Annotated in this window: 15 protein-coding genes; 10 read left to right on the top strand and 5 right to left on the bottom strand. The window is 66.8% G+C overall.

Features of this window, described 5'->3' with window-relative positions; genetic code table 11:
• Position 1: 1 nt before the first annotated feature.
• From pcaH to pcaD, 3 genes are read right to left on the bottom strand one after another with little or no spacing between them, the layout of a single operon-like run.
• Positions 2-724 carry a protocatechuate 3,4-dioxygenase subunit beta gene (gene pcaH / locus CXY91_RS04830; RefSeq protein ID WP_100959515.1) on the bottom strand — a complete coding sequence of 241 codons (723 nt, stop codon included), beginning with the start codon at positions 722-724 and terminating at the stop codon, positions 2-4.
• A gap of 28 nt (positions 725-752) precedes the next feature.
• On the bottom strand, positions 753-1139 hold the full coding sequence (gene pcaC / locus CXY91_RS04825; RefSeq protein WP_100959514.1) for a 4-carboxymuconolactone decarboxylase: 387 nt from the start codon (positions 1137-1139) through the stop codon (positions 753-755).
• Positions 1132-1917, bottom strand: coding sequence for a 3-oxoadipate enol-lactonase (pcaD, locus tag CXY91_RS04820; RefSeq protein WP_100959513.1), 786 nt, complete (start codon positions 1915-1917; stop codon positions 1132-1134). The genes pcaC and pcaD overlap by 8 nt, the downstream gene beginning before the upstream one ends.
• A 77-nt stretch (positions 1918-1994) precedes the next feature.
• Here pcaD and CXY91_RS04815 point away from each other — a divergent pair, with 77 nt between their 5' ends.
• A complete protein-coding gene (locus tag CXY91_RS04815) occupies positions 1995-2903 on the top strand; it encodes a LysR substrate-binding domain-containing protein (protein WP_100959512.1) in 909 nt (302 codons plus the stop codon).
• On the opposite strand, the gene CXY91_RS04810 is transcribed toward CXY91_RS04815, so the two are convergent.
• Positions 2900-4777, bottom strand: coding sequence for a bifunctional sugar phosphate isomerase/epimerase/4-hydroxyphenylpyruvate dioxygenase family protein (locus CXY91_RS04810; protein ID WP_100959511.1), 1878 nt, complete (start codon positions 4775-4777; stop codon positions 2900-2902). The genes CXY91_RS04815 and CXY91_RS04810 overlap by 4 nt on opposite strands.
• A 646-nt stretch (positions 4778-5423) precedes the next feature.
• On the opposite strand from CXY91_RS04810, the gene CXY91_RS04800 reads away from it, so the two are divergent.
• Both CXY91_RS04800 and CXY91_RS04795 read left to right on the top strand, forming a co-directional pair.
• Positions 5424-6818, top strand: a complete 1395-nt coding sequence (locus CXY91_RS04800) for an MFS transporter (RefSeq protein WP_100959509.1) — start codon at positions 5424-5426, stop codon at positions 6816-6818.
• A 328-nt stretch (positions 6819-7146) separates the two neighbouring features.
• The gene (locus CXY91_RS04795) at positions 7147-8520 is read left to right on the top strand and encodes an FAD/NAD(P)-binding protein (RefSeq protein ID WP_100959508.1); all 1374 of its coding nucleotides are present in this window, start codon (positions 7147-7149) and stop codon (positions 8518-8520) included.
• A 187-nt stretch (positions 8521-8707) separates the two neighbouring features.
• Here the strand turns inward: CXY91_RS04795 and CXY91_RS04790 are convergent, their stop codons facing one another.
• Positions 8708-9574, bottom strand: a complete 867-nt coding sequence (locus CXY91_RS04790; RefSeq protein WP_100959507.1) for a LysR substrate-binding domain-containing protein — start codon at positions 9572-9574, stop codon at positions 8708-8710.
• 105 nt (positions 9575-9679) lie between these two features.
• Here CXY91_RS04790 and CXY91_RS04785 point away from each other — a divergent pair, with 105 nt between their 5' ends.
• The 7 genes from CXY91_RS04785 (at position 9680) to CXY91_RS04755 (ending at position 19269) form a co-directional block, all read left to right on the top strand.
• On the top strand, positions 9680-10825 hold the full coding sequence (locus CXY91_RS04785) for a 2-aminoethylphosphonate--pyruvate transaminase (protein ID WP_100959506.1): 1146 nt from the start codon (positions 9680-9682) through the stop codon (positions 10823-10825).
• A gap of 10 nt (positions 10826-10835) precedes the next feature.
• A complete protein-coding gene (gene phnA, locus CXY91_RS04780) occupies positions 10836-12089 on the top strand; it encodes a phosphonoacetate hydrolase (protein ID WP_100959505.1) in 1254 nt (417 codons plus the stop codon).
• A gap of 2 nt (positions 12090-12091) precedes the next feature.
• Positions 12092-13543: a phosphonoacetaldehyde dehydrogenase gene (gene phnY, locus CXY91_RS04775; RefSeq protein WP_100959504.1), complete on the top strand. Its 1452-nt coding sequence runs from the start codon at positions 12092-12094 to the stop codon at positions 13541-13543.
• Between the two features lie 105 nt (positions 13544-13648).
• A complete protein-coding gene (locus CXY91_RS04770) occupies positions 13649-14668 on the top strand; it encodes a putative 2-aminoethylphosphonate ABC transporter substrate-binding protein (RefSeq protein WP_100959503.1) in 1020 nt (339 codons plus the stop codon).
• 98 nt (positions 14669-14766) lie between these two features.
• The gene (locus CXY91_RS04765; protein WP_199777363.1) at positions 14767-15873 is read left to right on the top strand and encodes a putative 2-aminoethylphosphonate ABC transporter ATP-binding protein; all 1107 of its coding nucleotides are present in this window, start codon (positions 14767-14769) and stop codon (positions 15871-15873) included.
• A 23-nt stretch (positions 15874-15896) separates the two neighbouring features.
• Positions 15897-17585 carry a putative 2-aminoethylphosphonate ABC transporter permease subunit gene (locus CXY91_RS04760; RefSeq protein WP_248307356.1) on the top strand — a complete coding sequence of 563 codons (1689 nt, stop codon included), beginning with the start codon at positions 15897-15899 and terminating at the stop codon, positions 17583-17585.
• A 19-nt stretch (positions 17586-17604) separates the two neighbouring features.
• Positions 17605-19269, top strand: a complete 1665-nt coding sequence (locus CXY91_RS04755) for a Na/Pi cotransporter family protein (RefSeq protein WP_100959606.1) — start codon at positions 17605-17607, stop codon at positions 19267-19269.
• Positions 19270-19294: the final 25 nt, after the last annotated feature.

Raw genomic sequence — 19294 nt, 5'->3', positions numbered from 1 at the left:
ATCAGTTGCCCTCCAGGCGGTTCTCGAACAGGGTCGAGCGGCGGCCGCGCAGCACGATGTCGAACTTGTAGGCGAGGCAGTCGAGCGGCACGCCGGCGTTCAGGTCGAGCGGCGCGATCAGCTGGTCGATGGCGCGCTGATCGGGAATCGTCGCGACGATCGGGCATTTCGCGATCAGCGGGTCGCCCTCGAAATACATCTGGGTGATCAGGCGCTGGCTGAAGGCCGTGCCGAAGACCGAGACGTGGATATGGGCGGGGCGCCAGTTGTTGACCCAGTTGCGCCAGGGATAGGCGCCGGGCTTGATCGTGCGGAAGAAGTAGTAGCCGTTCTCGTCGGTCAGTGTGCGGCCGCAGCCGCCAAAATTCGGGTCGATCGGCGCGAGATAGGTGTCCTTCTTGTGTCGGTAGCGCCCGCCGGCATTGGCCTGCCAGATCTCGACCAGCGTGTTCGGCACGCCGCGGCCGTTCTCGTCGAGGACACGGCCATGGACGATGATGCGCTCGCCGACCGGGTCGCCCGATTTGGCGTAGTTCTTGATCAGGTCGTTGTCGATCGGGTCGATGTCGCTGTGGCCGAAGGTCGGGCCGGTGATTTCCGACAGCGAGCCCTGGAGCGAGAGCATCGCCAGGCGCGGACTGCGCGCGACCGAGGTCTTGTAGTCCGGCGTCAGCGCCGGCGGCTGCAAGGTCCGGTCACGCTGGTAGAACTCCGCTGGTTTCATGACGCTTCCTCTCCTTGTTCTTATGATCTTATGCCTGCTCTTCCTGAGCCATGGCTGCGAAGATGTCCTTCGCGATCTTGATGGCGTGGTTGGCGCGCGGGACGCCGGCATAGATTGCGACGTGGAGGAGGGCCTCCATCACGTCGTCCTTGCTTGCCCCGGTGTTGCGCGTGGCGCGCAGATGCAGGGCGAGCTCCTCATAATTGCCGAGCCCGGCCAGGAGCGCGATCGTCATCATGGAGCGTTCGCGCGCCGGCAGCGTGTCTCGGCCCCAGACATGGCCCCAGGCGGCATCGGTGATCAGGGCCTGGAAGGGCGCGTCGAATGCGGATTTGTTGGCCTCGGCGCGGTCGACATAGGCTGCGCCGAGCACGCGGCGGCGGGTCGACATGCCTTTCTTGGCAAGTTCAGTCATGGGCGTTGACCCTCAGGAACGGGGACAGGATCGCAGCATAGGCCGCGGGCTTCTCGACGCAGGGCAGGTGGCCCGCGCCGGGGATGACGTGGAAGGCGGAGCCGGGGATCAGCGCAGCCGTCGCCTCGACCAGCTCGGCCGGGGAGGCGCCGTCTGCATCGCCGGCGATCGCCAGAGTGGGCAGGCGCAAGGCAGCGGTCGCGGCAGTCTGGTCGGCCCGCGAGAGCGCCTTGCAGGCGGCGATGTAACCGTCCGCCGGCGTCCGGGTCAGCATGGCGCGCCAGACCGCGAGCTCCGGCGTGGCGCGGAAGGCGGGGGCGAACCAGCGCTCCATGACGGCGTCGGCGATATGCTCCAGCCCATGGCCGGTGATGGCATCGATGCGGGCCTGCCAGCTCTCGGCCGTGCCGAGCTTTGCTGCGGTGTTCGAGAGGACGAGAGCGCGGACAAGCTCGGGACGCCGGCTCGCCACGGTCTGGCCGATCAGGCCACCGATCGAGAGGCCGACGAAGACGACCGGCTTGCCCGCCAGCGCCTCGATCAGCGCGATGGCGTCGTCGGCATGATCAGCGATGTCGGTACCGCTGCCCAGCGTCGAGAGGCCGTGGCCCTGCTTGTCGTAGCGGATATAGCGCAAATCCTGGGGCAGAAGCGGCAGGACCGCATCCCAGAGCCGCAGATCGGTGCCGAGCGAGTTGGCGAAGATGACCATCGGAGCGTCCGCCGGGCCGTCCGTGCGATAGTGGAGAGCGCCATAGGGGCGGGTAAAGGCTTGCACGATCTCTCCTCCTGGCCATAACTTATCAGGGTGAAACAGGCCCGAACAATGCAAAGATCGCTAGGATACATAATCAAATGATTATGCACCCTGCCGTCAAGCTGCGCCATATCCGGGCCTTCCTGGATATTGCGGCCGAGGGTAGCCTGTCGGCGGTCGCGCGTCGCCAGGGCATCACGCAGCCGGCGCTCAGCCGCACCCTCGCGGAATTGGAGACTTTGCTGGCGACGCCGCTGTTCCGGCGCGAGAAGCGGCGCCTCGCGCTGACCGAGCAGGGCGCGCTCTTCCGCCGCCATGCCAGCATCGGCTTGCAGGCCTTCGAGGCCGGCGCCGCGGCGCTGCATCCGGGGGCGCCGGGCAGCACGATCAGGGTCGGCGTGCTGCCGACGGCGGCGACGCGCCTGTTCCCGCGCGTGGCGCTGCGCTTCCGCGAGATCGCGCCCGAAACCGTGCTGGCGATCGAGACCGGGCCGCATTCCTATCTGGTCGGGCTGCTGCGCGAGGGTGCGATCGACCTCATGCTCGGGCGCATGCCGGTGGCCAGCGAGATGGCCGGCCTGGTCTTCGCCCATCTCTATGAGGAGGAGATCACGCTGGTCGCGCGCGGCGACCATCCGCTGCGCCACGAGCCGGTGGCGCAAGTGCTGGCACGGTCGCCGGTGCTGCTGCCGCCCGCCACGGCGATCATCCGCCGCGCGGTCGACGATTACCTGCTCACGTTCAACCTGGCGGGGCTGCAGCCCGCCTTCGAGACGGTCGCCTTGCCGGTTGGACGGGCGATCCTGCTCGGCTCGGATGCCGTCTGGTTCATTTCGCGCGGTGTCGTCGCCGACGACCTCGATCGCGGCGATCTCTGCGAGATCTCGACCGGCGCGCGCTTCCTGTCGGGGGCGGTCGGCCTGACCAAGCGCCAGGGCGGGCCGGCGGTCCCCGGCCTCGACCTGCTGGAGCGATTGACCAAGGAGAGCGCCGACCGGCAAGGTTAGCGTTTGGGCATCCCCGCAGGACGCGCCGCGCGCTTCTGCGCGGCGATGCGGAAAGGGGCATTCGGGGCGCCATAGCCCTGATAATTGCCCTGCCGCTGCACGATCTCGAAGAAGAAGCCGTCGGGTCGCGGCGCCGAATAGAACTGGAAGAACTGCCCACCGGCGTCCTCGTCGTAAAGGATGTTGGCGAGGCGCATCCGCTCGATCAGTGCCGGCGGCAGGCCGAAGCGCGCCTCGACGTCGTGATAGTAGTTCGCGCCGATCTGCAGCACCGGGAAACCGTGCGCGGCCATCGCCGCCGCGGTGGCGAAGATGTCGTCGCTGGCGAAGGCGATGTGCTGGACCGAGGAGCCGAAGCTGTCCTCGATGAAGCGCCCGGCCAGGGTCCCGCGCGCGCTGGCCCCGTTCAGGGTGACGCGCAGGCCGCCGGACTGTACCGCCTGCGAACGCACCAGCCCGTCGGGATCGACGACGTCGACGACCGGCGACTTATGGGCGTCGAAGATGCTGGTGTAGAACAGCGACCAGCTCAGCATCTCGTCATAGGGCATGGTCTGGCCGATATGGTCGATCCGCGTGAGCCCGGCGCCTGCGGCGGCCGGGCTCGTCCTGAAGTCGATGTCCCAGATGCGGCCGAGATCGGATGTCGCATCCAGGAAGCGCAGGACGCTGCCGCCGACGCCGCGAATGGCGGGGATGCTCAGCTCGCCCTCGCCCGCAGCCTGCGCATGCGGCTGGGCGAGCAGTGCGCTCGCGCGTTCAAAGGCGGCGCGCGCATCGGGCAGCATCAGCGCGATCTCCGACACCGCCGTGCCGTGGACGAGATAGGAGCTGTTGGCGAAGCCGCTGGCGTCGGTGTTGACCAGTACGTTGACGCCGCCCTGTCGCCACAGGCCCACCGGCTTCGAGACATGGTTGCCGGTCTTCTCGAAACCGCAGGAGCGCAGCAGCGCCTCGATGCCCGGCGCTTCCTCTGCACTGGTGGCGAATTCGAGGAACTCGACCCCCGCAACCGGGGCCGGCGGTGGGAAGGCGGGCAGGTCCGCGGGCAACGCCGGCTCGGCCCGGCGCACCCGGTCCATCACCGCGATCAGGCTGCGATGGCCGTCCTGCGCCACCAGGCGCGGCAGGCCCGAGCGGAACTGGTCGTTGAAGATCTCGAGGCTGAGGGGCCCGGCATAACCCGTCGCGGTCACGGCGCGCATGAATCCGGCGACGTCGAGATCGCCTTCGCCCGGCATGTTGCGGAAGTGGCGCGACCAGTAGAGCAGGTCCATGTCGATCGCGGGCGCATCGGCGAGCTGCACGAAGAAGATCCGGTCGCCGGGGATCGCGCGGATCGAATCCGGATCGATGCGCCGGGCGAGCGTGTGGAAGCTGTCGAGGATCAGGCCGACATTCGGATGATCGGCGCGCCGCACCACCTCCCAGGCGTCGCGATGGTCGTTGACGAAGCGGCCCCAGCACAGCGCCTCGAAGCCGACGCGCACGCCGTGCCGCTTCGCCAGATCGCCGAGATCGTGAAAATCCTGGGCCATGCGGTCGATGCCGCCGAGGGCGGCCGGATGCGTCGTCGAGCAGACCAGCACGAGATCGGTGCCGAGCTGGTTCATCAGCTCGAATTTGCGGGCGGCGCGGGCGAAGGCCCGGCTGCGATAGGGCTCGGGCAGGCTCTCGAAGTCGCGGAAAGGCTGGAACAGCGTGATCTCGAGCCCGGCGTCGCGCACCATCTGGCCGACCTCGCCGGGCGTGAAATCCGAGGCGAGAAAGTCCTGCTCGAAGATCTCGATGCCGTCGAAGCCGGCACCCGCGATGGCTTCGAGTTTCTGCGAAAGATTGCCGGACAGCGAGACCGTTGCGATCGACGTCTTCATTCTCTGCCCTTTCGCGACGGCGCGCGCCTGCATGCCCGAAACCCGCCTGGCCAGAGGCCGGCGCGGATTCGCGGGGCCACGATACCCGGCTGGCGGCGGAAGTGTAGCCCGAAGGTCATCTGAAACGATTGAGGCCACTGCCCAGGCGAGTTGCCTCGACGGTGCGGGAGGTTCAGCACGTCGATGCTCTGTCGAGAGCTGGGCGCGGCGGAAGCGGCACGCCGGGCGGGCTGCTCGTTTGAGCGCCTCCTGCAACAATACATAATGTCTAGATTATGGATTTCAGCGCATTTTGCATTATTCGTCTCGATTTCGTCTTGGTAGGTTATGAGCAGAAGGAGAGATTGCACAAGATTCATCCCTGCGATGGACTGCTCGGCGCTTGCGCGGACGGCCTCGCAGCGGCTTGGGTGAGCCCCGTTCTGGCGGCGAGGCAGGACTTGCGAGCCGCCACCGCCTGCTTCTCATCCGAATTTTCCCTGCGCGCGAGATAGGCCGCCGGCACGGCCGAATGTCGATCGCGTTGGCGGGTTTGAGTGTCTGACGAGAGCGGCGTCCGGATCGCCGCAGATTGTGCCTGCCTCGCATAAGCGCCGCACGAAAAGCTGCGGCGCAAGAAACAGAAACTAGTCATCGGGAGTGGAACATGACGGCAGCTTTGCATGCTGACATCCAGCACACGCAGCAATCGACGAAGGCGGCAGCAAGCGGCTGGATCGGCTCGGCGCTAGAGTATTATGACTTCTTCATCTACGCGACCGCAGCAGCGCTGATCTTCCCGCAGATCTTCTTTCCGTCGAGCAATCCGACCGTGGCGATCGTCGCCTCGCTGGCCACCTATGGCGTCGGCTATGTCGCCCGCCCGATCGGCGCCTTCGTGCTCGGGCACTGGGGCGACACCCACGGACGCAAGAATGTGCTGGTCCTGTGCATGTTCCTGATGGGCTTCTCGACCATCGCGGTCGGCCTGCTCCCGACCTATGAGCAGGTCGGCATCCTGGCGCCGATCCTCCTCGTCCTCATGCGCCTGATCCAGGGCTTCGCCGTCGCCGGCGAGATCTCGGGCGCGAGCTCGATGATCCTCGAGCACGCGCCCTTCGGCCGCCGCGGCTATTACGCCAGCTTCACGCTGCAGGGCGTGCAGGCGGGCCAGATCCTGGCCGCGGCCGTCTTCCTGCCGCTGGCCCATTTCATGCCGGAGGCGGCGTTCAACAGCTGGGGCTGGCGCATTCCCTTCCTGCTGAGCTTCATCGTCATCATCGCGGGCTGGATCATCCGTCGCGAGGTCGACGAAACCCCGGCCTTCAAGGAGGAAGACAGCCAGAACGCGACGCCGCGCTCGCCCGTGATCGAGGCGATCCAGACCAGCTGGCCGGACATGATCCGGGTCATCCTGATGGCGCTGATGAACGTCATCCCGGTCGTCGCCACCATCTTCGGCGCCGCCTATGCGGTCCAGGCCGCCTATGGCATCGGCTTCCACAAGGATGTCTATCTCTGGATCCCGGTGATGGGGAACATCGTCGCCTGCCTGATCATCCCCTATGTCGGAAACCTGTCCGACAAGATCGGACGTCGCCCGCCCATCATCGTCGGCGCCCTCGGTTCCGGTCTGCTCGCCTTCGGCTATCTCTATGCGATCTCGATCCACAGCGTGCCGCTGGCGATCGTGATGTCGCTGCTGATGTGGGGCGTGGTCTATCAGGGCTACAACGCGGTCTTTCCGAGTTTCTTTCCGGAGCTGTTCCCGACCCGGACCCGCGTCTCCTCGATGGCGATCTCGCAGAATCTCGGCACCGCCGTCACCGCGCTGCTGCCGGCCCTGTTCGCCACCGTCGCTCCTCCGGGCTCGCAGAACGTGCCGCTGGTGGTCGGCGCGATCACCTTCGCCATCTGTGCCGTCGCGGCGGCGGCGGCCTGGTCGACCCGCGAGACCTACCGCGTCCGGATGAACGACCTCGGCAATCCCGAGGCGGCTCCGGTCGACCAGGCGAGCTATGAGCGCCTGCGGGACGAGAGCATCGCGGCCTCGCGCAGCTAGAGCAGGATCGGGCCGGCCTGGTTTGACCGGCAGGGCGGCTCGCGGTCACGCTGCATCCGGGCGGAAGCGTCCTGATGCAGCGTGATCGATTCCGAGGGTCGAGACGGCTTTGCGACGCCGTAGATCCGTCCGGCGCCGGCGCCGGGCTTGCCCATTCGATCGGCCGTGAGGTAGCCATGTCGTCGGCGCCATCGCATCGGACCGAATGGTCGAAGCCTTCTTTTGAGAAGATCGGGCGCGATAACAACGAGATGGATCGCGCTGCCGCATCGTTCCGGCCGCGCCGTGACCTTAGCCGCGGAGACCGAATGCAGCGGAAATCTCGCCTGTGACTGCCGCGCCGGGAAAGCGCATCATCATTGTCGGCGGCGGTGCCAGCGGCGTGTTGATGGCGTGCCACCTGCTGCGCGATCCGCGCGACAACTGCGTGGTGACGCTGATCGAGCGCCGCGAGCGGGTCGGGCCCGGCCTGGCCTTCTCGACCGATCGTCCCGAGCATTTGCTGAACGTCCGGGCTGCGAACATGAGCGCCTTTCCGGACGATCCGCTGCATTTCTGGCACTGGCTGAGCGAGGCTGCCGCGAGCCGGTTCGAGCCCTGCCCTGATCCCTACTGCTTCGCGCCGCGGCATCTGTACGGCGAGTACATGTCCCAACTGATCGCCCAAGAGCGTGCCGGGCCGGATGGGCAGGATCGGCTGACCATCGTCCGAGGCGAATGTCGCACCATCGAGGAGAGGGCGGGCAGGGTCGTCGCGACGCTCGACGACGGGACGACGCATCTCGGCCAGGTCGCCATCCTCGCGACCGGCAACGAAGCCTATGACTGGCAGCAGGCCGATCGCCATGTCAGCCCATGGACGGCAGAGGCGACGCGAGCGGCGGAGATCGGAAAGCCGATCCTCATCCTCGGGACCGGCCTGTCGATGGTCGACTATGTCCTGACCCTGCTGCAGAAAGGCTTTGCCGGGCCGATCCATGCGCTGTCGCGGCGCGGCCTCCTGCCGAGGGTCCACCGCGATGCCTCGCTTGTTCGCTTCGACAAGGAGGACATCCCCTTCGGCGCCAGCGGCGCGTCGCTCCTGCGCTGGTTCCGCGCCAGACTCACCGATCACGAGCGCCAGGACGGCGACTGGCGCGGCGTCGTCGACGGCGTGCGGCCCTTCAGCCAGGAGATCTGGTGGAAGCTGTCGAGCCGGTCGAAAGCGCGCCTGCTCGAGCATGCGCGGGCACATTGGGACGTTCATCGCCATCGCATGGCGCCGCAGGCCGACAGGCAGTTGCAGGAAGCGATCGCCAGCGGGCAGCTGCGCATTCTCTCGGGCAGGATGCTATCCTGCGAAGCCGGCGAGCACGGCTTAAGCGTCTCCTATCGCCCGCGCGGGCAGCCCGCTCCCGAGATGTTGTCGGTCGGCAGCATCATCGATTGCAGGGGGATCACCGGCGATCCCTTCCTCTCGACCAATCCAGTCTTGCAGTCGTTGCTCCGGCAGGGATTGGCGCGGGTCGACGCATTGCGCATCGGCATCGATGTCTCGGCCGATCATGCAGTGCTCGATGCCTCAGGGGCGGCCTCGCGCCGGCTTTTCGCGATCGGACCGCTGACACGGGCGGCGTTCTGGGAGACCGTCGCCATTCCCGACATCCGCGAGCAGTGCACAAGGCTCGCGCGCCAGATCGGCTTGCTGGCGGTGGCGGCCTGACGTGAGAGTGTAGGCATGCTGAGCTTCGATCACGCCCGCGCCCCGCAGCGTTTCAGACAAGGTTAAACACTGCGAGCGCCGCGACGACGACGAATGCCACGCCGAGCATTGTCAGCTGGACCCAATGCCCTGCTCGGCCGCGCCTGGCGCCGGCAGGATGAGCCGGCACGGGATGCCGATGGTCACTTCAGAGATCCTGAACCGTCTCGAAGAAGCTGCGCACCAGCGGCAGGCGCTGGCGTTCCGCCCGGCAGACGACGTATTCGCCGACGTCGAACTCGACACCGGTGATGACGATGCGCTTCAGGCCGGCTTCCGGCCTGAACTCGGAGGCAAAGACCACGCCGATGCCGAAACCGAAGGCGACGGCCTCGCGGACCGCCTCGCGCGACTGCACCTCCAGCAGGTTCGCCGGCTTGATCCCGGCGACCGAGAGCCGGTTCTCGAAGACCTCCCGGGTGATCGAGCCCCGCTCCCGCAGGACGATATCCTGGCCGGCGAAGGCCTCGATCGGCAAATGCTCGTGCCTTGCCAGTTCGTGCTGGTCCGAGACGAAGGCGATGAGATCGTCGGAGCGCAGCTTGATGCTGTGGATGCGCGGGTCGGAGTTGGCGCGCGCCGTGATCGCCACGTCGGCGGCGAAGTCCATGATCTGGTCGACGACCTCCGAGGAATTGCCGATCGTCAGCGAGAAGGTCAGGCCCGGATAGCGCTCGCGCATGCGGGCGAGGGTGGACATGACATGAGTGGCGCTGTCGGCCGCGATCCGCAGATGGCCCCGCTGCAAGGTGCGGCTGCCGGCGAGCAGCGACTGGGCCTCGTCCTCCGCCGCGAACAGCCGGGCCGTGATGACGAAAAGGCTCTGCCCGAGCGGGGTCAGCTTCACCTGCCTGCCGGCACGATCGAACAGCCTGACGCCATAGGCGTCCTCCAGCCCGCGGACCTGGGCGGACAGGGTCGGCTGGCTGACATTGCGCGTCCTGGCGGCGCCGGTGAAGCTCTGGGCCTCGGCCACGGCATGGAAGGCGGAGAGCCCGGAATAGCTGATGGCCATGCCATAGATCCTATCTATGGACGATATGGAAACGATGTATTGGACCTATGTCAATCGCGATCCTAGCGTCGAGATCACCCGCCGCAACGACATCGCGAGACCCTCATGGCCCAGGCCCGCCGCCCTGCCTCCTCCGAAACCGGTGATCCTCTTCTCCTGACCCCTGGCCCGCTGACGACGAGCAAGGCCATCAAGGAAGCGATGGTTCACGACTGGGGTTCGCGCGACGCCACCTTCGTTGGGATCAACAAGGCCGTCCTCGAGGAGCTGCCGAAGATCATCCATGGCGGCGAGGATTTCGTCACGGTGCCGATGCAGGGCTCCGGCACCTTCGCGGTCGAAGCCATGCTGACCACCTTCGTGCCGCGCGACGGCAAGATCCTGGTCCTGATCAACGGCGCCTATGGCCAGCGCGCCAAGCGCATCCTGGAGATCGCGGGGCGCGGCGTCGTCGTCCACGAGACCGCCGAGGACACACCGCCCGATCTTGCCGAGGTCGACCGCATGCTGGTGGCGGATGCCGGCATCACTCACGTCTTCACCGTCCATTGCGAGACCACCAGCGGCATCCGCAACCCGGTCGAGGCGATCGCGGCGCTGGTCAAGCGCCATGGCCGCCGGTTGCTGGTCGATTCGATGAGCGCCTTCGGCGCCCTGCCGCTCGACAGCCGCGAGGTCCATTTCGACGCGGTCGCGGCCTCCTCGAACAAGTGCATCCAGGGCGTTCCCGGCCTCGGCTTCGTCATCGCCCGCAAGAGCGCGCTGGCGGAGACCAAGGGCAACGCCACCACGCTGGTGCTCGACCTCTACGACCAGAACGCCGGCTTCGAACGCACCGGCCAGTACCGCTTCACCCCGCCGATCCACGTCATCGTCGCCTTCCATGCGGCGCTGCAGGAGTTCTGGGCCGAGGGCGGCGTCGCCGGGCGCGGCGAGCGCTATGCCGACAATGCCCGCATCCTGATCGAGGGCATGCAGGAACTCGGCTTCCGGACGTTGTTGCCGGCGGCCCGGCAGGCGCCGATCATCGTCACCTTCCACATGCCGCAGGACAAGAACTTCGTGTTCCAGCGCTTCTACGACGCGCTGAAGGATGCCGGCTACGTCATCTATCCCGGCAAGCTCACGGTCGCCGACAGTTTCCGGATCGGCTGCATCGGAGCGCTGGGCGCGCAGGATATGCGCAATTTCGTCGCCACCGTGTCGTCGGTCCTCGACGAGATGGGCGTCGGCCTGAAGTCGGCCGCCTGAGGAGCAGATCATGACGGTCCATACGAAAATCGACGGCGCGGTCATCGCCAACGGCCGCGGCTATGCCCGCCCGGCTCGTCCGACGGTGGTGATCTGCATGGACGGCTCGGAGCCGGCCTATATCGAGGCGGCCAGCGCCAAGGGGCTGACGCCGAACCTCGACCGGATCATGAAGACGGGGGCGAGCACCCACGCCTATTCGGTGATCCCGAGCTTCACCAACCCGAACAACCTCTCGATCATCACCGGGCGCCCGCCGGCTGTCCACGGCATCGCCGGCAACTTCTTCTACGACCGCGAGGCCAAGGAGGAGGTGATGATGAACGATGCGCGCTTCCTGCGCGCCCCGACCATCCTCGCCGAATTCCAGAAGGCCGGCCTCAAGGTCGCGATGGTCACCGCCAAGGACAAGCTGCGCACCCTGCTCGGCAAGGGCCTCGACTTCAGCAGCGGCTCGGCGATCGCCTTCTCCTCGGAGAAGGCCGACAAGGCCAACAAGGCCGAGAACGGCATCGAGAAGGTGCTCGACTTCGTCGGCATGCCGGTGCCATCGGTCTATTCGGCCGATCTCTCCGAATTCGTCTTCGCCGCCGGCGTCAAGCTGCTCGAGAGCTTCAAGCCGGACCTGATGTACCTCTCGACCACCGACTATGTGCAGCACAAGGCGGCGCCTGGCTCGGAGATGGCCGACAGCTTCTACGCGATGTTCGACGGTTATGTCGGCAAGCTCGATGCGCTCGGCTGCACGCTCGTCATCACCGCCGACCACGGCATGAACGACAAGCACCTCGCCAATGGCGAGCCGGATGTCATCTACCTGCAGAGCCTGATGGACGAGTGGTACGGCAAGGGCACGATGCGCGTGATCCTGCCGATCACCGACCCCTATGTCGTCCACCATGGCGCGCTCGGCTCCTTCGCCACGGTCTACCTGCCTGACGGCGCCAGCCAGGAAGAGGTCGCGGCCCGCATCTCAGGCCTCGACGGCATCGCGCTCGCGGTGACCGCGGCCGAGGCCTGCGAGCGCTTCGAATTGCCGGCCGACCGGATCGGGGACGTCGTCGCGATCTCGACGAGGCAGAAGGTGATCGGCACCTCGCCCGACAGGCACGACCTCTCCGGCCTGACGGAACCCTTACGCTCGCATGGCGGCATCACCGAGCAGCGCGTGCCGATGATCGCCAACCGGCCGATCACCGTCCCGGACGGGCGTATCCTGCGCAATTTCGACGTCTTCGACGTCGCCCTCAACCTGGTGCACTGACGATGAACGCGACCGTGAAGCCGCCGGTGCGGCGCGAGGCGATGCGGATCGCCGGCAAGCTGGTCTCGACCGAGGACATGGTCGAGGTCAGGAACCCCTATGACGACAGCGTCGTCGGGCTCATTCCCGCCGCCCGGCCCGAGCATGTCCGCGAGGCCTTCGCCAAGGCCAAGGCGTTCAAGCCGGTGCTGACCCGCTATGAGCGCCAGCGCATCCTGCAGAAGACGGCCGAACTCCTGTTCGCCCGCAAGGAAGACTTCGCCCGGCTGATCACCGCCGAGGCCGGCCTGTGCTGGAAGGACTCGCTCTACGAGGCCAGCCGCGCCTATGACGTCTGGTCGTTCGCGGCCCAGCTCACCATCAAGGACGATGGCGAGATGTTCTCCTGCGACATCTCGCCGAACGGCAAGGCCCGCAAGATCTTCACGACGCGCCAGCCGCTGCTCGGGGTGATCTCGGCGATCACGCCGTTCAACCATCCGCTCAACATGGTCAGCCACAAGCTGGCGCCGGCGATCGCGACCAACAACCGCCTCGTCCTCAAGCCGACCGAGCTGACGCCGCTGACCGCGCTGGCGCTGGCCGACGTGCTCTACGAAGCCGGCCTGCCGCCGGAGATGCTGTCGGTCGTAACCGGCAATCCCTCGACCATGGGCGATGCGATGATCACCGATCCCGATGCGGATCTGGTGACTTTCACCGGCTCGGTCCGGGTCGGCAAGCACATCGCCAACACGGCGGGCTACAAGCGCATCGTGCTCGAGCTCGGCGGCAACGATCCGCTGATCGTGATGGAGGACGCCGATCTCGACAAGGCGGCCGAACTCGCCGTCACCGGCGCGACCAAGAACTCCGGCCAGCGCTGCACGGCGGTGAAGCGCATCCTGGTGGTCGAGAGCGTCGCCGAGGCCTTCTCCAAGCTCGTCGTCGAGAAGGCGAAGAAGCTCACGTGCGGCGACCCGATGGACCCGGCGACCGATGTCGGCACCGTCATCAACGCCCGCTCGGCCGCGCTCTTCCAGGCCCGCGTCGACGATGCGGTGACGAAGGGTGCCGAGGTCCTCTACGGCAAGCGGGCGGAAGGGGCGCTGTTCCACCCGACCGTGGTCGACAAGATCCCCTACACCTGCGAGCTTGTGCATGAGGAGACCTTCGGCCCGGTCATCCCGATCATCAGGGTGCCCGACGACATCGCCAAGGTCATCGCGATCTCGAACTCGACTGCCTATGGCCTGTCCTCCGGCATCTGCACCAACCGCTTCGACTACATCCAGCGCTTCGTCGCCGAGCTGGAGGTCGGTACGGTCAATCTCTGGGAAGTTCCGGGCTACCGGATCGAGATGTCGCCCTTCGGTGGCATCAAGGACTCCGGCCTCGGCTACAAGGAGGGCGTCGTCGAGGCCATGAAGTCCTTCACCAACGTCAAGACATGGTCGATGCCCTGGAGCGCGTGACCTCAGAAGACCAACGCAGGCGGAGCAATCCGCCTGCGTTTTTGCATGTCAGGGGAAGAAACGTCGAAAGAGCGTTCAAACCGATCAATAAGAGGGGATGAGATCATGAAGAATTGGCTTGCTAGCTGCCTCGTCGGCGCCTTTGCACTCGCGCTTCCCAGCGCCGCCCTGGCGCAGAAGACGAAGGTGACGGTCTACACCGCGCTGGAGAACGACCAGCTCGGCCCGTTCAAGGCCTCGATCGAGAAGGCCGTGCCCGAGGCCGAGGTGGTCTGGGTCCGCGATTCCACCGGCGTCATCACCGCCCGCTTCCTGGCCGAGAAGGACAATCCGCGGGCCGACATGGTGATGGGTCTGGCCGCGTCGAGCCTCCTGATGTTCGAGAAGGCGGGGCTGCTCGAAGCCTACAAGCCGGCCGGCGCCGATGCGCTGAAGCCGGTCTTCCGCGACGGCAGCGAGCCCTACACCTGGACTGGCATGGACGCCTATCTCGGCGTCGTCTGCTTTAACACCGCCGAGGCCAAGGGCGTCCCGGTGCCGACCTCCTGGAAGGACCTGCTCAACCCGGCCCTCAAGGGCAAGATCGTGATGCCGCATCCGGCCTCGTCCGGCACCGGCTATCTGATGGTTGCGGGCTGGCTGCAGAGCATGGGCGAGGCCGAGGGCTGGAAGTTCATGGACGGCCTGCACGAGAACATCGCCGCCTATCTGCATTCCGGCTCGGCGCCTTGCGTCCAGGCGGCGCGCGGCGAGCGCACCGTCGGCCTGGCGCTCGACATGCGCGGCGCCTCCGAGAAGAGCAAGGGCGCGCCGATCGAGGTGGTGATCCCGAAGGAAGGCGTCGGCTGGGAAATGGAAGCCAGCGCCATCGTCAAGGGCAGCAAGAACCTCAGCCTGGCCAAGAAGGTCGCCGACTGGTCGACCACCAAGGAGGCCAACGAGCTGTATTCCAAGACCTATGCGATCGTCGCGGCGCCGGGCATCGAGAACAAGCCCGCCAACTATCCCGCCAATGCCGAAGCCGGGATGATCAAGAACGACCTGGCCTGGATGGCCGATAATCGCGACCGCGTCCTCGCCGAATGGTCGAAGCGTTACGAGTCGAAGGCGGCGCCGAAGAACTGACGCCAGCGCGCCGGCCAGGCTCGCCGCGGCGGGCCAGGCCGGCGCGTTTCATGCAGGGCGTGATGACAGATCGCGCCCGAAGCCAGCTGCGCGTCCAGATGAAGGTCGGCAAGATGAGCACGAACACGGCTCCGTTTATCTCGATCCGCAAGCTCGCCAAGAGCTTCGGCGCTTTCCAGGCCCTGCGCAGCATCGATCTCGACATCCACCGCGGCGAGTTCGTCTGCTTCCTTGGCCCGTCGGGCTGCGGCAAGACCACCCTGCTGCGTGCGATCGCCGGCCTCGATCTGCAGGACAGCGGCAGCATCCAGATGGGCGGGCGCGACGTTTCCCGTGCGAGCCCTGCCGAGCGCGATTTCGGCATCGTCTTCCAGTCCTATGCGCTGTTCCCGAACCTGACGGTCGCCGACAATGTCGGCTATGGCCTGGTCAACCGCCGTCGGCCGTCGGCCGAGATCAACCGGCGCGTCGAAGAGCTGCTCGCGCTCGTCGGCCTGCCCGAACAGAGCAAGAAGTACCCGATCCAGCTTTCGGGCGGCCAGCAGCAGCGCGTCGCCCTGGCCCGCGCGCTCGCGACTGCACCGGAGCTGCTGCTGCTCGACGAACCGCTCTCGGCGCTCGACGCCAAGGTCAGGATCAGGCTGCGCGACGAGATGCGCTCTCTCCAGCAGCGGCTCGGCGTAACCACGATCATGGTCACCCACGACCAGGAGGAGGCCCTCGCCATGGCCGACCGCATCGTCGTGATGAGCAATGGCGCCGTCGAGCAGGTCGGCACGCCCGAGGAGATCTATCGCCGCCCGGGCACGCCCTTCGTCGCCGATTTCGTCGGCCACATGACCTTCCTCGATGCCGTCGTCACCGGGCCGGGCCAGGTGCGCGTCGGTGAGCTCGACCTGCTCGTCGCCAATGCCGCGCCCTTTGCAGTGGGCACGTCGGTGCGGCTCGCCATGCGTCCCGAGGAGGTCCGCACCCGCTCGATCACGGCCGAGACCCCGAACCGCTTCGATGCGACGATCGGCGATCTCTCCTTCCTCGGATCCTATTGCCGGGCGCATCTGGAGCCGACGCATTCGCGCTCGACGCGGATCGCCGCCGATTTCTCGACCAATGCGATGCGCGATCTCGGCATCCAGCCGGGACAGGTGCGCACGGTCGCGTTTCCGCCGGAGGCGCTGCATGTCTTTGCCGGGGGCAGTCGATGAGCCATGCCGCGACACCGCTCACGATGACAAATGCCACCGTGAAGCTCTCGCCGCCGCGGCTCAGCGAACGCCACGTCGCCGGCGTGCTGATCCTGGCGCTCTGCGCGGTGCTCATCCTGATCATCGCCTTGCCGCTTTGGGCGCTGCTGTCCAAGAGCCTCGAGGATACCCAAGGCCGCTTCGTCGGGCTGGCGAACTTCGTCAGCTACGCCACGACGCCGACGCTGCTCTCCTCGCTGACCAACAGCCTGCTCGTCGCCAGCGTCACCACGGGAATCGTGCTGCCGCTCGCCTTTCTCTACGCCTACGCCCTGCGCCGCAGCTGCATTCCCGGCCGCGGGCTGTTCTATGCCGCGGCGATGGTGCCGGTCTTCGCGCCCTCGCTGCTGTCGGGCCTCGCGCTGATCTACATCTTCGGCAATCAGGGCCTGCTCAAATCCTGGATGATGGGCGCTTCGCTCTACGGGCCGGTCGGCATCATCGCCGCCGAGGCGCTCTACAGCTTCCCCCATGCCGTGCTGATCCTGGTGACGGCGCTCGGCCTCTCGGACGGCCGCCTGCGCGAGGCGGCCGAGGCGATGGGTACGACGCGCTGGCGCATCTTCCACACGATCACGCTGCCGGGCGCGCGCTACGGCGTGATCAGCGCGGCCTTCGTGGTCTTCACGCTGGTGATCACCGATTTCGGCATTCCCAAGGTGATCGGCGGGCAGTTCAGCGTGCTGGCGACCGACGCCTATCGCCAGGTCGTCGGGCAGCAGAACTTCCCGATGGGCGCCGTCGTCGGCATCATCCTCCTGGTGCCGGCCGTGCTCGCCTTCTTCGTCGACCGCGCCGTCCAGCGCCGCCAGAGCGCCATGCTCTCGGCCCGCGCCGTGCCCTATGCGCCGCGGCCCGACAGGCGCCGTGACCTCGCGCTCCTCGGCTTCGTCAGCCTGACGGCCCTCGCCATCGTCGGCCCCTACGGCATCGCGATCTGGGGCTCCTTCGTCAAATACTGGCCCTATAATCTCTCGCTGACGTTGAACAATTACGACTTTGCCGCCGTCGATCCCGAGGGCTGGTCGACCTATGGCAATTCGCTGCTGCTGGCCTCGCTGACGGCGGTGATCGGCACGGCGCTGATCTTCACCGGCGCCTATCTGATCGAGAAGCTGAAGCTGTTCCCGCGCCTGCGCGCCTTCGCCCAGTTCCTGGCGATGCTGCCGATGGCGGTGCCCGGGCTGGTGCTCGGCCTCGGCTATGTCTTCTTCTTCAACGCCGGCTGGAATCCGCTCAACGCTCTCTACGGGACGCTGACCATCCTGGTGATCAACACCATCGCCCATTTCTACACGGTCGGGCACATCACCGCCCTGACCAGCCTGAAGCAGATCGATAGCGAGTTCGAATCGGTCTCCGCTTCGCTCAAGGTGCCGTTCTGGTCGACCTTCCGGCGTGTCACCGCACCGATCTGCCTGCCGGCGATCCTCGACATCGCCGTCTATGTCTTCGTCAACGCGCTGACTACGGTCTCGGCCGTGATCTTCCTCTATGGTGCCGACACCAAGCTCGCCTCGATCGCCATCGTCCACATGGACGAAGCCGGCGCCATCGCCTCGGCCGCCGGCATGGCGAGTGTGATCATGCTGACCGCCATCGCCGTGAAGCTCGCCCATGTCGGGCTCGATCGGCTGGTGTTCGTCCGGCTGCAACGCTGGCGCGAGCGCTAGCTCCGCCGGACGCGTCGCCATGACCGGACAGACGCCGACCCAGATCCTGCTCGCGCTCGCCGGCGAGGTCGCGCTGCTGCTCTGGAGCGTGCAGATGGTGACGGCGGGCATCTCCGCCGCTTTCGGCAGCCGCCTGCGCGCCGTGCTGGCGACCGGCCTCGACAGCCGCTGGCGCGCCTTCGGGGCCGGCGTACTGGTGACCGCCGGCCTGCAGTCCAGCACCGCCACGGCGATGATGATCGCCTCCTTCTCGGGGGCGGGGCTGATCGCGCTGGCGCCGGCGCTGGCGATGATGCTCGGCGCCAATGTCGGCACGACGCTGATCGTCCAGTTCGTCAGCTTCGACACCAGCACGCTCGTGCCGCTGCTGATCCTGGCGGGCTATGCCGGCATGCGGCGCTTCGGGCGGCTGCCGGCGCGGGAGACGGCGAAGGCGCTCTTCGGCCTCGGCCTGATGCTTTTGTCGCTGCGGCTGATGCAGGGCACGATGGGGCCGGTCGAGCATTCGCAGGTGCTGCGCACGGTGCTCGGCTCGCTCTCGGGCGACCCGCTGATCGCGCTGCTGCTGGCGGCGGCACTGAGCTTCGCCGCCCATTCCTCACTCGCGGCGATCCTGATCGTGATGAGCCTTGCCGCCACCGGCGTGATCGGCACGCCGACCATGCTCGCGATGGTTCTGGGCTGCAATCTCGGCACGGCGATGAACCCGCTCGTCCAGGCGCTCAAGGGCAATGCCGCAGCGCGTCGGGTGCCGCTCGGCAACATCGCCAACCGGGCCCTCGGCTGCCTGCTCGGATTGGTTCTGCTGCCCTTGCTGACCCGGCTCGTCGAGCAGCTTGCTCTTGCGCCTGCGCAGGCGGCGGCCTTGTTCCATCTCGCCTTCAACCTGGCGATGGCGGCGCTCTTCCTCGTGCCGCTGCCGGCGATCGCGCGGCTGCTGATGCGCGTCATGCCCGAGCCTGCCCCGGAGGCCGATCCGTCGCGCTCGCGCTATCTCGACAAGGCCGCTCTGGCGACGCCGACGATCGCACTCTCCAATGCGACGCGCGAGGTGCTGCGCATGGTCGATGTCGTCGACGACATGCTGAAGTCCTCGCTCTCGGCCTTCGAAGGCGATGATCTCGCGCGCGTCACTGCAGTGAGCCGCGCCGACGACGTGCTCGACAGCCTGTTCAACCATATCCAGCTCTATGTCGGCGCGATCCCCCGGACGGCCCTGTCGGAAGCCGATGAACGCCGGCTCTCGGCGGTGCTGGTGCTGGCGATCAACCTCGAACATATCGGCGATATCGTCGAAAAGAACCTGATGCAGATGGCCGGGCAGCGTATCCGCGACCAGCGCCGGCTGCCGCCCGAGGCGCTCGAGCGCATCGCCGACATGCACCAACGGCTGCGCGATCACCTGCGCCTTGCGATCACCGTCTTCATCTCCGAGGACGAGATGACGGCGCGCCGCATCATCCGCGAGAAGGAGACTTTTCGCGAGCTGGAACGCGAGGCGATCGAGTCCCATCTCGCCGAGATGCGCACCGGCCAGCGCGAGGCCGTCGTCGTCAGCGCACTGCAGCTCGACATCACCCGCGACCTCAAGCGGATCGACGCCCACATCGCTGCGACCGTGCACGGGCTGCTGGAGCAGAAGGGCGCTCTGATCGGCAGCAGGCTCCTGCGCGCGGCGGAGTGAAGGAGAACGCCTAAGCGACTCTGTT

This window comes from Allobosea sp. FBZP-16, from assembly GCF_002831785.1.
GTDB lineage: Bacteria > Pseudomonadota > Alphaproteobacteria > Rhizobiales > Beijerinckiaceae > Allobosea > Allobosea lupini.
Note: the sequence above shows the minus strand (reverse complement) of the source record. Positions and strands in the feature narration are given on the sequence as shown.

What these genes read in the sequence shown, in the direction of transcription:
- pcaH (WP_100959515.1), bottom strand. Translation starts at nt 724, where the DNA reads ATGAAACCAGCGGAGTTCTACCAGCGTGACCGGACCTTGCAGCCGCCG.
- pcaC (WP_100959514.1), bottom strand. Translation starts at nt 1,139, where the DNA reads ATGACTGAACTTGCCAAGAAAGGCATGTCGACCCGCCGCCGCGTGCTC.
- CXY91_RS04815 (WP_100959512.1), top strand. Translation starts at nt 1,995, where the DNA reads ATGATTATGCACCCTGCCGTCAAGCTGCGCCATATCCGGGCCTTCCTG.
- CXY91_RS04810 (WP_100959511.1), bottom strand. Translation starts at nt 4,777, where the DNA reads ATGAAGACGTCGATCGCAACGGTCTCGCTGTCCGGCAATCTTTCGCAG.
- CXY91_RS04800 (WP_100959509.1), top strand. Translation starts at nt 5,424, where the DNA reads ATGACGGCAGCTTTGCATGCTGACATCCAGCACACGCAGCAATCGACG.
- CXY91_RS04790 (WP_100959507.1), bottom strand. Translation starts at nt 9,574, where the DNA reads ATGGCCATCAGCTATTCCGGGCTCTCCGCCTTCCATGCCGTGGCCGAG.
- CXY91_RS04785 (WP_100959506.1), top strand. Translation starts at nt 9,680, where the DNA reads ATGGCCCAGGCCCGCCGCCCTGCCTCCTCCGAAACCGGTGATCCTCTT.
- phnA (WP_100959505.1), top strand. Translation starts at nt 10,836, where the DNA reads ATGACGGTCCATACGAAAATCGACGGCGCGGTCATCGCCAACGGCCGC.
- phnY (WP_100959504.1), top strand. Translation starts at nt 12,092, where the DNA reads ATGAACGCGACCGTGAAGCCGCCGGTGCGGCGCGAGGCGATGCGGATC.
- CXY91_RS04770 (WP_100959503.1), top strand. Translation starts at nt 13,649, where the DNA reads ATGAAGAATTGGCTTGCTAGCTGCCTCGTCGGCGCCTTTGCACTCGCG.
- CXY91_RS04765 (WP_199777363.1), top strand. Translation starts at nt 14,767, where the DNA reads ATGAAGGTCGGCAAGATGAGCACGAACACGGCTCCGTTTATCTCGATC.
- CXY91_RS04760 (WP_248307356.1), top strand. Translation starts at nt 15,897, where the DNA reads ATGACAAATGCCACCGTGAAGCTCTCGCCGCCGCGGCTCAGCGAACGC.
- CXY91_RS04755 (WP_100959606.1), top strand. Translation starts at nt 17,605, where the DNA reads ATGACCGGACAGACGCCGACCCAGATCCTGCTCGCGCTCGCCGGCGAG.